The 13,640-nt window shown below is 30.3% G+C and carries 12 protein-coding genes; 8 read left to right on the top strand and 4 right to left on the bottom strand.

The annotated features are described in order from the left end of the window. Positions 1-23 precede the first annotated feature (23 nt). Complete coding sequence (locus tag HNP63_RS02660; RefSeq protein WP_048830560.1) at positions 24-917, bottom strand: 1-acyl-sn-glycerol-3-phosphate acyltransferase; 894 nt, start codon at positions 915-917, stop codon at positions 24-26. Between the two features lie 399 nt (positions 918-1,316). Between HNP63_RS02660 and HNP63_RS02655 the strand changes: the two genes are divergently transcribed. The 7 genes from HNP63_RS02655 (at position 1,317) to HNP63_RS02625 (ending at position 10,477) form a co-directional block, all read left to right on the top strand. Then, a complete protein-coding gene (locus HNP63_RS02655) occupies positions 1,317-2,888 on the top strand; it encodes a peptide ABC transporter substrate-binding protein (RefSeq protein ID WP_183227157.1) in 1,572 nt (523 codons plus the stop codon). Positions 2,889-2,986: 98 nt separating this feature from the next. Beyond that, positions 2,987-4,570, top strand: coding sequence for a peptide ABC transporter substrate-binding protein (locus tag HNP63_RS02650; RefSeq protein WP_183227155.1), 1,584 nt, complete (start codon positions 2,987-2,989; stop codon positions 4,568-4,570). 144 nt (positions 4,571-4,714) lie between these two features. After that, a complete protein-coding gene (locus HNP63_RS02645; protein ID WP_015055489.1) occupies positions 4,715-6,340 on the top strand; it encodes a peptide ABC transporter substrate-binding protein in 1,626 nt (541 codons plus the stop codon). Positions 6,341-6,635: 295 nt separating this feature from the next. After that, on the top strand, positions 6,636-7,556 hold the full coding sequence (locus tag HNP63_RS02640) for an ABC transporter permease (RefSeq protein WP_073999153.1): 921 nt from the start codon (positions 6,636-6,638) through the stop codon (positions 7,554-7,556). A 12-nt stretch (positions 7,557-7,568) separates the two neighbouring features. Continuing rightward, positions 7,569-8,618 carry an ABC transporter permease gene (locus HNP63_RS02635; RefSeq protein ID WP_044052187.1) on the top strand — a complete coding sequence of 350 codons (1,050 nt, stop codon included), beginning with the start codon at positions 7,569-7,571 and terminating at the stop codon, positions 8,616-8,618. A gap of 11 nt (positions 8,619-8,629) precedes the next feature. Next, the gene (locus HNP63_RS02630) at positions 8,630-9,505 is read left to right on the top strand and encodes an ABC transporter ATP-binding protein (RefSeq protein WP_011600959.1); all 876 of its coding nucleotides are present in this window, start codon (positions 8,630-8,632) and stop codon (positions 9,503-9,505) included. After that, a complete protein-coding gene (locus tag HNP63_RS02625) occupies positions 9,506-10,477 on the top strand; it encodes an ATP-binding cassette domain-containing protein (protein WP_011600960.1) in 972 nt (323 codons plus the stop codon). It abuts the gene before it with no gap. Positions 10,478-10,490: 13 nt separating this feature from the next. Here HNP63_RS02625 and HNP63_RS02620 read toward each other — a convergent pair whose 3' ends face one another. Further along, positions 10,491-11,222: an early set domain-containing protein gene (locus HNP63_RS02620; protein WP_011600961.1), complete on the bottom strand. Its 732-nt coding sequence runs from the start codon at positions 11,220-11,222 to the stop codon at positions 10,491-10,493. Positions 11,223-11,355: 133 nt separating this feature from the next. On the opposite strand from HNP63_RS02620, the gene eno reads away from it, so the two are divergent. Further along, the gene (gene eno, locus HNP63_RS02615) at positions 11,356-12,657 is read left to right on the top strand and encodes a phosphopyruvate hydratase (RefSeq protein ID WP_011600962.1); all 1,302 of its coding nucleotides are present in this window, start codon (positions 11,356-11,358) and stop codon (positions 12,655-12,657) included. A 64-nt stretch (positions 12,658-12,721) separates the two neighbouring features. On the opposite strand, the gene rpsI is transcribed toward eno, so the two are convergent. Both rpsI and rplM read right to left on the bottom strand, forming a co-directional pair. Next, positions 12,722-13,132, bottom strand: a complete 411-nt coding sequence (rpsI, locus tag HNP63_RS02610) for a 30S ribosomal protein S9 (RefSeq protein ID WP_004790427.1) — start codon at positions 13,130-13,132, stop codon at positions 12,722-12,724. 1 nt (position 13,133) lies between these two features. Further along, entirely contained in the window at positions 13,134-13,592 is a 459-nt protein-coding gene (rplM, locus tag HNP63_RS02605; protein WP_004790698.1) for a 50S ribosomal protein L13, read from the bottom strand. Between the last annotated feature and the right edge of the window lie 48 nt (positions 13,593-13,640).

The following is a 13,640-nucleotide window of genomic DNA, read 5'->3' as shown; positions in this document are numbered from 1 at the left end:
ATTGAAATCAAATTCCTAGCTCATCAAAGACTCTTTTTATACACTTCAAGCCCTTCTGCATGAAGCACATTAAAGCGATTTTCTAAATCTTCAGCAATTTTTAACCCTAAAACTTCCTTTGTAATCTCTGTCTGACAATCTTTTAAAGTATTTAAAATTTTATCCCTATATTCAACAATACTTATAACTTTGTCAGCATTATATATAAGGCAATCTCTTTTAAAAACATCGTGAGACATATCTCCATCTTCAGAAACTTCTAAAACATTCCCATTAACTCCAATCATCAAATAATAATCAAAAATTTTAAAATAATTGCCAATTTCTAAAATTATTTTCTTTGTTTCAGGCCTTCCTTTTCTATATCTAGTAGCCGTAGGAAAAATAAGTATAATATATCCACTATTTTTCTTTTCATAAATATATTTCATGGAATTAGAATTAAAAACACGTCTTTGCCTAGCATGCTCTATACCAACCCCAACAAATGCATGCGGTGGATACACTAATATTGCATTGTATCCCAAAGAAAGAGTTTTAACAAATAAATTATCTCTGAAAAGCTTAACTCCGGCTATTGGAATAATATGATCTGCAATCTCGCGATAACCCATTTTGTAAAGTAAAAATTGGAAACAGGGAAAATCAAAATTACTATAATGCTCCATTAATATAATTGAAGACTTACCAGATTTGACCTTTTGATAAAGTTCTAAAATATTTTGCATGCCAACAATGGTAGAACCACTCCTAAGCAGTCTCTCTATCATTCTATCTGCTAATCTTCTACTGTTAGAATCTGCATTACGATAAGATTTATCCAAATAATTAACATTTTCAACAGACTTGAATTGACTTACAAAGTCGCTTTCCATGTCTTTAAAATATTTATCAAAACTTTCATTTTGTACAAACATAAAACTAGCACCTTTTAAAGCATTCTATGTTGCCACTTAATCATTAGCTATACCATTTTATTTATTACGAACAAGCAATTCCAAAAAACTAACAATAAATAACTAATATTAAACAAGCATACATTTTTGAAAACATTTTATACCCATTATACCTTATTTATTACACAAAATTAAAGTAAAATTTTAGCTTACAATAATAGAAAAATAACCCCCAAAAAACCATTCAATTTATTGGACTTTTTTTATTGTAAAAATTAAAGTAAAATTTAAACATAATACAAATAAAGTACCAGGGGGCACAAATATTTAAAAGCAAAACAAAGTAAATATTCTTTATTAAAAAAGTTTAATAAAGAATCAACACAATAAATATGTAAAATATTGAAAAAGGAAAATCCCATGAAATATATAAAAATAGCTTTAGTGTTAACTATTTTTTCTTTAATAGCTTGTATTAATAATAATAAAAAAGAAAAAATAGTTTTTAGAGTGTCAAACTTAAGCGAACCATCATCGCTTGATCCTCAAATCTCAACAGACCTTTACGGTAGCAATATCATTGCAAATTTATTCTTAGGCTTAGTAGTAAAAGATTCACAAACCGGAAAATATAAACCAGGACTTGCAAAAAATTGGAATATTTCTGAGGATGGAACTGTTTACACATTCCACCTAAGAGAAAATATAGTTTGGAGCGATGGAATTGATATTACTGCCGAGGAGATAAAAAAATCATATCTAAGAATTTTAAATAAAAAAACAGCTGCATTATACGCTAATTTAGTAAAATCCACAATAAAAAACGCACAAGAATATTTTGATGAGAGAGTGCCTGAATCTGAGCTTGGAATAAAAGCTATTGATAGCAAAACACTAGAGATAACATTAACGTCTCCAAAGCCTTATTTCCCCGATATGCTAACAAACTCAGCATACATACCAGTTCCAATGCATATTGTTGAAAAATATGGAGAAAATTGGACAAATCCTGAAAATATAGTTGTTAGTGGTGCATACAAACTTAAAGAAAGATCTATTAACGATAAAATCGTAATAGAAAAAAATGAAAAATATTATAATGTAAAAAATGTAGAAATTGATGAGGTGATATTTTACCCAATAGCCGGTAGTGTGGCTTACAATATGTACATAAACGGTGAACTCGATTTTCTACAAGCAGCAGAAAAGAATAATTTAGAAGAAATTAAAATAAGAGATGATTATTATTCAGGATTAAAAAATGCAATGGCATACATGGTATTCAATACAACCCTAAAGCCACTAGACAATTTAAAAGTTAGACAGGCCCTCTCACTTGCTATTGATAGAGAAAGTTTATCTAAAATAGTTTTAAAAGGAAGTTCAGAACCAACAAGAAATTTAACTCCAAAATTTGATAATTATTCTTACGGAAAACAGTTAACATTATTTGATCCTGAGAATGCAAAAAAACTTTTAGCTGAAGCTGGATATCCGGATGGAAAAGGATTTCCCACATTAAAATATAAAATCTCAGGAGGAACCCAAACAGTACCAGAATTCTTACAAGAGCAATTTAAAAAAATCCTAAACATTAACATAGAAATCGAGAATGAAGAATGGACAACATTTTTAGGAAGCAGAAGAACTGGAAATTACCAAATTACAAGCATGGGGTGGATAGGAGACTATTTTGACCCTTTGACATTCTTAGAAAGCTTATTTACAACAGAAAATCATTTTTTCGGAGCATACCAATATTCAAACAAAGAGTATGATGCTTTAATAAAAAAATCTCATTTAGAATTTGATCCAATAAAAAGACAAGACATTCTAAGAGAAGCTGAAGCAATCATAGTAGAAAAAGATTTTCCTGTGGCGCCCTTATATATACCCAAATCTCATTACCTTTTCAGGAATGATAAATGGACAGGATGGGTGCCAAATATTTCAGAAAGCTATTTATATGAAGATATTAAAACTAAAAAATAATAAAATTAAGTAATTTTAAAATTAAGATTTAAAATTAATATCTAAGGAGGGGCAATTATAAAATTAAAGTTAACTTTAAAACGGAGGCATAAAAAATTATGAAATTACAAAAGTTATTATTTTTAATAATATTTTTTCTAACTTTTCTTTGTTGTAATAAAGAGGAAAAAAAAGAAGGAGTATCATTTAAAATAAGCCTGGGAGCAGAACCAAGTAGTCTTGACCCCCAATTAGCAGAAGACAATGTCGGATCAAAAATGATAGACACAATGTTTAAAGGGCTTATTACAGGCGATCCTAACACAGGAGGAAACAAACCAGGACTTGCAAAAAGTTGGGATATTTCTCCTGACGGAACAGTTTACACATTTACCCTAAGAGAAAAAATCATCTGGAGTGATGGAGTTGCAATCACTGCAGAAGGGATTAGAAAATCTTATCTTAGAATTTTAAATAAAGAAACTGGCTCAAATTATTCTGAAATGGTTAAATCAACCATTAAGAATGGTCAAAAATATTTTGACGGACAAGTGTCTGACTCTGAACTTGGAATTAGGGCAATTGACGAAAAAACATTAGAAATAACACTCGAATCACCAAAACCCTATTTTATCGATATGTTAGTACACCAATCATTTATTCCAATACCGATTCATATTGCCGAAAAGTATGGACAAAGCTGGACAAACCCTGAGAACATAGTTACCAGCGGTCCTTTTAAGTTAAAAGAAAGAATTCCTAACGAAAAATATGTGGTCGAAAAAAATGATAAGTACTATAACTCAAACCAAGTAGAAGTACAAGAAATTACATTTTATACAACAAATGATAACTCAACAGCATATAAAATGTATGAAAATGGGGAATTAGATGCAATCTTTAGCGCTATACCTCCCGATTTAATTAAAGATCTAAAGTTAAGAAGTGATTATTACTCATCAGCTGTTAATGCTTTATATTTTTACGCATTCAACACGCACATTAAACCACTAGATAATGTTAAAGTTAGAAAAGCCTTGACTCTTGCTATTGATAGAGAAACGCTTACCTATAAAGTTCTTGACAATGGGACTACTCCTACAAGAAGAATAACCCCTAACTTCAGCTCATATTCTTATGCAAAAAATTTGGAATTATTTAATCCTGAAATTGCAAAAACCCTTCTAGCTGAAGCTGGTTACCCTAATGGCAATGGATTTCCTATTTTAAAATTAAAATATAATACAAGTGAAGCTCATAAAAAAATTTGTGAATTTATTCAAAACCAATGGAAAAAAATTTTAAACATTGATGTGGAACTTGAAAACGAAGAATGGACAACTTACTTAAACACTAAGTCAAATGGAAATTACGAAATAGCAAGAGCAGGGTGGATAGGCGATTATGCTGATCCTTTAACATTTTTAAGTATATTCACACAAGGATACACACAATTCTCATCTCACAATTACTCAAGCCCAGAATACAACGAACTTATTAAAAAGTCTGATCTTGAACTTGATCCAATAAAAAGACAAGATATCCTAAGAAAAGCAGAAGAGATAATTATTGAAAAAGATTTTCCAATAGCCCCAATATATATATATGGAAATAGTTATCTTTTCAGAAATGACAAGTGGACAGGCTGGAATACCAATATTACAGAAAGATTTGATTTATCTCAACTAAAATTAAAAAAATAAATAAATAATTTTTAATTAAATAAAAATCGTCTATTAATTTCTTTTCATAGGCGATTTTTTTATTGACTTTTTCCTAAAAAGAAGATAGCTTAAAACTTATAAATAAATCAATAAAATAATTTTAAATTCGGGGAAAAGGTTAAAATGAATTTTAATAAAACTACAAAAATCAATACAAAACTTAAGCTGGCAACACTAATTATACTTGCCATATCTTTAATTACATGTAACAACAATTCGGAAAAGGAAAAATTAACATTTAAAGTATACATAGGGGGAGCACCTTCATCACTTGATCCACACTTGGTAGATGAGACAATTGGAGCAAGAATTTTAGAACAAGTATTCTCGGGGCTCTTATCATTAAATACCAAAACAGGAAAGCTAATGCCTGGACTTGCTAAAAATTGGGAAGCCTCAAAAGATAAAAAAACATATCAATTTTACCTAAGAGACAACCTTGTTTGGAGCGACGGAGTTTCAATCACTGCTGAAGGGATAAGAAAATCTTTTTTAAGAATTTTAAATAAAACAACAGAATCTGCACATGTTGACGTGCTTAAATCAATAATAAAAAATGGGCAAGAGTATTTTGATGGAAAAGTATCTGATTCTGAGCTTGGAATTAAAGCAATTGATAGCAAAACATTGGAAATAACACTTACATCTCCAAAACCCTATTTTCTTGAATTGCTCCTACATCATGCATTCATGCCAGTACCTATTCATGTTATTGAAAAATATAAAGGAAATTGGACAAATCCTGAAAACATGGTTACCAGTGGTCCTTTTAAATTAAAAAAAAGATTACCTAATGAAAAAATTATATTTGAAAAAAATGAACACTATTACAATGCAAAAGAAGTAGAACTTGAAGAGCTTGTCTACATTACATCTGACAATGATCTGACTGTATACAATATGTACAAAAATAACGAAATTGATGCTATTTTTAACAGCATCCCGCCGGACATTGTAAATGAAATAAAACTACAAAATGACTATTATCAACACAAAAGTAATGCAATTTATTTATACTCATTTAATACAAAAATAAAACCCCTTGATGATGCTAGAGTTAGAGAAGCTTTAACGTTAGCTATTGACAGAGAAACTTTAACTTACAAGGTACTCAATGACGGTACAGTTCCTACAAGAGAAATAACTCCTGATCTTGAAAATTACAATTATGGTAAAAAATTAGCTTTATTTGATCCTGAAAAATCTAAAAAGCTTTTAACACAAGCTGGATATCCTAATGGAAAAGGATTTCCAATGCTAACGCTAAAATACAATACGAATGAAACTCATAAAAAAATTGCTGCATTTATTCAAAACCAATGGAAAAAAATTTTAAATATAAATATTATGCTTACCAATGAAAATTGGCCTGTTCTTACTAATAGTAGAAATACAGGCAATTTTGAAATAATAAGAATTGGACGCATTGGGGAATATTTAGATCCACACACATACTTCACTATATTCACAAGCGAAAATTCGCAACTTGCATCATACAGATATTCAAACCTAGAATTTGATAAACTGATTAGAGAATCAGATTTTGAAAAAGACCCTATAAAAAGAAAAAAAATACTTAGAAAAGCAGAATCAATAATAATTGAAAAAGATTTTCCTGCCGCACCAATATACATATATTCTGGACACTATCTTTTCAGAAACGACAAATGGACTGGATGGAGTCCCAATGTATCAGAGGTTTATTATTTTTCTGAATTAAAATCAATTAAGAATGCAAAACACAACTAATTAATTTCTAAAAGTGTTCAACATAATTTAAAAATAATATTTAAGATTCTAAGGCAAAATTAACTTAGAATCTTAAATAAAAAAACAAATCCTTATCTAATCAACATAACAAAATTTTAAAAACCATTTAAAAAAGACAAAATACATTTTTTTGAAAAAAAAATTATTAATTATAATGCAAACAACCTTCTATTTCATCAAAAATTATCAACTATAGCTTGAAAAACAATAAATACTATATGATATAATTGACTAATATATAATATTGCCAATATCTATTTACAAAGGAGCAAAAATGTTAAAGTTTACTTTAAAAAAATTAATAGGAATGATACCAACTTTACTAGCAATAATTTTTTTATGCTTTTTTGTAATGAGAATGGCCCCTGGAAGCCCATTTGATTCTGAAAAACCTATTGATCCTCAAGTAAAAGCAAGATTGATGGAAAAATATCATCTTGACAAACCTTTTTATATTCAAGCATTTTATTATATTTTAAATGTTCTCAAAGGGGATCTGGGGCCTTCTTTAAAAAAGAAAGACCTTACAGTTAATCAATACATAAAATTAGGATTTCCAAAATCACTTACACTCGGAGTAATATCCCTCATCATATCACTATCAATAGGAATACCAATAGGAATATTGGCTGCTATTTATAAAAATACTTATATAGACTATATAATAACATCAATAGCCATATTGGGGATTTCTATACCATTATTCGTAATAGGACCAATTTTACAATACTTTTTTGCAATTAAATGGAGCCTACTTTACACCTCCGGATGGATTACAGAAAGGGGGGGATTTTCAAATTTAATTCTACCCATAATAACTCTTAGTATGCCTAATATAGCTATTTTCGCAAGAATAATTAGAGGCTCAATGTTAGAAATAATACAGAGTGACTTTGTAAGAACTGCACGTGCAAAAGGACTAGACTTTAGAAAGATAGTTATAAAGCACATGTTAAGAGGAGCAATGCTGCCTGTAGTAAGTTATGTGGGTCCAGCATTTGCTGCTATAATCTCTGGAAGCGTAGTTATTGAAAAAATATTTAGAATTGCTGGAATGGGAATGTTTATAACAGAATCTGCACTAAACAGAGATTACCCAGTATTAATGGGGGGATTGTTAGTATACTCAATAATACTGCTTATTTCCATATTAATATCAGACATTATATATAAAATGTTAGATCCAAGAGTATAAGAGGAAATCAAAATGAATAACCTTGAAAAAGAAAATGACAAAACCAATTCTAAACTCGAAAGAAGAGCATGGTCAAGATTTAAAGAAAATAAACTGGCATTTGGTAGTCTTTTTGTAATTGGATTTTATATCTTAATTGCCATTCTACAACCAATATTACCTATATATAAATACCACACTCAAATAGTAGAACATTCCGATTTGCCACCATCTTTCCAGGCTGCTGGAGAACTATGGTACAAGAAAGAAAAAAAATTTATTGAAAAATTAGCAAAAAAAGAAAAAAGAGAAATAAGTGAAGACGAACTAAAAAAACTCGAAGACATAAAAAGAAAAATAGAAAATGAAGTTCAAATAATAGATAAAAAGGAAGTAAAAATACATAAAAGAGTATATTTGCTTGGTACAGACAATCTTGGAAGAGATTTACTTGCAAGATTAATACAAGGCAGTCAAATCTCTCTTTCTGTAGGATTTATTGGAGCTTTTTTGTCTATGATAATAGGAACTATTTTAGGCTCAATAGCAGGATTTTTTGGAGGATTACCTGACAAAATAATCACTAAAATAATAGAGATTCTTTATGTATTACCCTATTTACTTATTGTAATAATATTAATGGCAATAATGGAAAGAAGTATAATAGGATTATTCATAGCACTTGCATTTGTATCGTGGTTAACAGTAGCTCGAGTTGTACGAGGCCAAGTACAATCATTATCAAGTTCAGAATTTATACAAGCAGCCAAAACCTTTGGTGCAACGAATCAAAGAATAATCTTAAAACACTTAATCCCTAATAGCATTGGAATGATAGTTATATTCACAACAATAAGAGTTCCAAGCTTTATTATGGCTGAAGCATTTTTATCCTTTTTAGGACTTGGAATTTCAGCTCCAATGACAAGCTGGGGAGAATTAGTGCAAAATGGAATTGCTACATTTGTTGAATATCCATGGAAAGTTTTTATTCCGGCTACAGTTATGACAATATTTCTATTATTTATGAACTTTTTAGGTGATGGGTTAAGGGATGCATTTGATCCAAAAGATAGCATCTAAGGAGAAATTGAATGGAAAAAGAAAACATATTAGAAATAAAAAATTTAGCGATTGAATTTAGATTAAAACATACAACAATTCATCCTGTAAACAATATTAACCTATCTGTAAAAAGAGGAGAAATTAGAGCTATTGTTGGAGAATCTGGAAGTGGAAAGTCCGTAACAAGCATGGCTATTTTAAAATTATTACCAGAACTTACAACAGTATATAAAAGTGGAGAAATACTATTTGAAAACCAAGATCTGCTAAAACTTAGCGAAAAAGAACTTTTAAAAATTAGAGGTAATAAAATATCAATGATATTCCAAGACCCAATGACTTCATTAAACCCATTTTTAAGGATATCAACTCAACTTGAAGAAACAATAATCTTACACCAAAGATTAGGAAAAAAAGAAGCCAAAGAAAAAGCAATAGAAATGTTAAAAACTGTTGGTGTTGTAAACGCAGAAGAGAGAATAAAACATTTCCCCCATCAATTCTCAGGAGGAATGAGACAAAGAGTCATGATTGCCATGGCACTCAGCTGTCATCCATCCTTACTAATAGCAGATGAACCGACAACAGCCCTTGATGTTACAATCCAAGAGCAAATATTATTATTAATCAAAAACCTATCTAAAAAATTCAATACTTCTACCATATTCATAACTCATGATCTTGCAGTTGTTGCTGAAATTTGTGATACAGTCTCTGTCATGTATCAAGGAGAAATTGTAGAAGAAGGAACAGTAGAGGAAATATTTAACAATCCTAAACACCCTTACACTATTGGACTTTTAAAATCAATTCTTACACTAGAACACGATCCAAGTAAAAAACTTTATTCAATGAAAGAAAATCCTATTAAGATCACAAAAACCAGCATTGAGGAGGAATTTTAAATGAGCAGTAAAAAAGAAATAATTCTTAAAGTAGAAAACTTAATGCAAACATTCACAACAGGAGAAGATTTTATATTTTGGAAAAACAAACAAAAAGTCAATGCTGTAAACAATGTTAGCTTTGAAGTTGAAAAAAATAAAACTTTGGGACTCGTTGGAGAATCTGGCTGCGGCAAATCTACTACTCTTCGCTCAATAATGCAACTTTACACACCAACCTCTGGAAATATTTACTTTAACGAAAAAAACATAACTAAACTTTCAAAAAAAGAACTCTTAAAAACAAAAAAAGATATGCAAATGGTATTCCAAGATCCTCACACTTCACTTGATCCAAGAATGACAATAAAAGAAATAATAGCAGAACCATTAGAAATATACAATGAAAACAAAATTCTTCCAAAAACAAAACAAGAAATAGAACAAAGAGTAAACGAACTAACAGATGTTGTTGGGTTACATAAAAGTATGTTATCCAGATATCCTCATGAATTTTCGGGGGGACAAAGACAGAGAATAGGAATTGCCAGAGCACTAGCTTTAAATCCTAAACTTTTACTTTTAGACGAAGCCGTTTCTGCGCTTGATGTATCAACTAGAGCTCAAATTTTAAATCTGCTAAAAGCCCTGCAAAAAGAATTCAATTTGTCTTATTTATTTATTTCTCACGACCTTGCTGTAGTAAAATATATGAGTGATAAAATAGCTGTAATGTACCTTGGGGTTATCCTAGAGCTTGCACCAAGAGAAACACTATTTTCAAACCCAGTTCACCCATATACTAAAATGCTAATAGCATCAATTCCTGAAATCAACCCCGAAAAAAGAAAAAACAAAAATATAAAATTGGACGAACAAACCCTAGCAAGCATCAGAAAAATTCACTTATCAACTCAGGTACACCCAAAACTTGAAGAAATAGAAAAAGATCACTTTGTATCTAAATACCTTTTTGATGAGATGAATAAATAAACAATTGAAAAGCTTATTTATGGTCAAAATAGGAAACTTCAAAATCTATTTTATTATCAATCCCTTCAACAAAGTATAAATTAATTCTATTAACATTATTTTTATCTATTACTTTGTTGCCAGAATCAATAAAATAATAATAAATTCTATCCTTGGGCAAATTTTTAAGCTTAATAGTATAAATTCCCTTATTATCTTCTTTTTCAATAAGCCTATTTAAAAAAGGATTAAAATTATTAAAACTACCAGCTATTGTAACTATTTGTCCAGGACGACCTATATAAAAAATTTCAACCTCATTATTATCATATGATTGTATTGGATTTCTCAAAGAAATATAACTGGACTTCTCTTTGGTAACCTCAATTTTAGAAAATGGGACTAAATCCTCATTGTAAACCACATTTTTATTATACTCATCATTGGTCCAAACACCATCTACAATAAGTCTATATTTTATATCGCTTGTGCCATGAGGAATATTAACTTTAACAAAAAAAACTCCATACTCATTTTTTTTGAATAAATACTTTTTAGAATACTGATCAAAGTCAAAAGCAGCAAAAATTTTTCTAATTCCCTTATTGGGAGGATAAAACAATAATATACGCTTAGAATCAACCATGGGCTCAAGATTGTCTTTTCTTGTTGAAACTTCTAAAAATTCATTTAAACTCAAATCAAAATCATACATTACATAATTATCTGAAAAAAGATTGTTAACACATAAAAATGTGAAAATCAATAAATATAAACACCTATCTTTCATAGATCATATACAAAGTTCAAAAATTCTTTTGGCAAGATACTACACATTTAGACTTTTAAACATTATACTAAAAACATACATTAAAGTAAATAATATGAGGAGTACAAAAATGGGTTTTCACATTTATGAAATCAAAGCAAGACAAATTATTGATTCTAGGGGGAATCCAACAGTTGAGGCTGATGTCATTTTAGAAGATGGAACTTGCGGAAGATCTGCTGTACCATCAGGTGCATCAACAGGAATTAACGAAGCTGTTGAGCTTAGAGATGGTGATAAATCTGTATATATGGGAAAAGGAGTTTTAAAAGCAATTGAAAACATAAAAAACATAATTGCCCCAGAACTTGAAGGAATGAGCGCCTTAAATCAAGTTGCAATCGACAGAAAAATGCTTGAACTTGATGGCACCCCTACAAAAGAAAAGCTTGGTGCTAATGCAATCTTAGCAGTTTCAATGGCTACAGCTAAAGCTGCTGCAAAGTACCTTGGACTTAAGGTTTATCAATATCTTGGAGCGTACAAAGCTAACATTTTGCCTACACCTATGTGCAATATTATTAATGGTGGTGCACATTCTGACAACTCTGTTGACTTTCAGGAGTTCATGATAATGCCAATAGGAGCAAAAACTTTCAGCGAAGCAATAAGAATGTCAGTAGAAGTTTTTCACACACTAAAAGGCATTCTACATGGCAAAGGATATGCAACTTCTGTTGGAGATGAAGGGGGATTTGCCCCAAATTTAAAATCAAATGAAGAAGCTTGCGAAATGATTATAGAGGCAATAAAAAAAGCAGGATATGAGCCTGGAAAAGATATAGCAATAGCTCTTGATCCAGCAACATCTGAGCTTTATGACCCAAAAACAAAAAAATATGTACTTAAATGGTCAACAAAAGAAGAACTTACTTCCGAACAAATGGTTGAATATTGGTCAAAATGGGTAGAAAAATATCCAATCATTTCAATTGAAGATGGCATGGCCGAAGAAGATTGGGACGGTTGGAAAAAACTTACAGACAAAATTGGGCACAAAATACAACTTGTTGGGGATGATTTATTTGTAACAAATACCTCATTTCTTAAAAAAGGAATTGAAATGGGAGTTGCCAATTCAATTCTTATAAAGGTAAATCAAATAGGAACACTAACAGAAACATTTGAAGCTGTAGAAATGGCTAAAAAGGCAGGATACACAGCAATAGTCTCCCACAGATCAGGAGAAACAGAAGATACAACAATAGCTGATCTTGTCGTAGCTCTTGGGACAGGACAAATCAAAACTGGCTCACTCTCAAGAACAGACAGAATAGCCAAATACAATCAACTCATAAGAATAGAAGAAGAATTGGAAACAACTGCTGAATACCACGGTAAAAACGTCTTTTATTCCATTAAGCAAAAATAAATCAAATCCCTCTAGAAGGGATTTTTTTGCTTAAATAAAAATGTAAAATGTATAAAAAATAAAATTATCTTTTGGAAAATTGAAAACTTTTTCGTGCTTTTTTCTGCCCAAATTTTTTACGTTCAACTTTCCTTGAATCTCTTGTTAAAAACCCATTAGATCTCAAAATCATCTTATTAGATTCATCAAGTTCAAAAAGAGCCCTTGAAATACCGTGCCTTATTGCCCCTGATTGACCTGAGATCCCTCCCCCATAAACATTAATATAAAGATCATATTTCCCAAGTGTATTTGTTAAAACTAAAGGCGATAGCGCCATTGTTCTTAAATTTTCAAGTTGAATGTAAGAGTCAAAGTCTCTATTATTTACTTTAATATTGCCACTACCCTCTCTAATGTAAACTCTAGCAACAGAAGATTTTCTCCTACCAGTTCCCATTGATAAATTAACATTACTAAAATTTGATTTTTTCATCTTACCTCTCTAAATTAGCTTCCAGCTTTACAGGATTTTGAGCTTTAAGAGTATGCTCTGAACCAGAAAAGACTTTTAAATTTCTAAAAAGACCACGCCCTAAAGGACCTTTTGGCAACATACCTTTAATAGCGATCTCAAGGGGAGCACAAGGCTTTCTCTCTGACAACGTTCTAAAAGTATCAGAATAAAGACCTCCTGGATATCTTGAGTGTCTATAATAAAGTTTTTGTTGATATTTTTTACCTGTCAACCTAACCTTAGAAGCATTAATAACAATAACATTGTCACCTAAATCTTGGTGGGGAGTATAATAAGCTTTATGTTTACCTCTTAAAATTCTAACAACATCCACAGCAACTTTACCTAAAACTCGGTCTGCTGCATCAATTACATACCATTTTTTCTCAACAGTCTTTGGCTTGATCCAAATCGTAACATTATTGGTTATCTTATTCATAATAGCACATTACCCTTACATATAATTTTATGCATAAATCTTATTCAT

The organism is Borreliella afzelii, assembly GCF_014202295.1.
Lineage (GTDB): Bacteria > Spirochaetota > Spirochaetia > Borreliales > Borreliaceae > Borreliella > Borreliella afzelii.
Note: the sequence above shows the minus strand (reverse complement) of the source record. Positions and strands in the feature narration are given on the sequence as shown.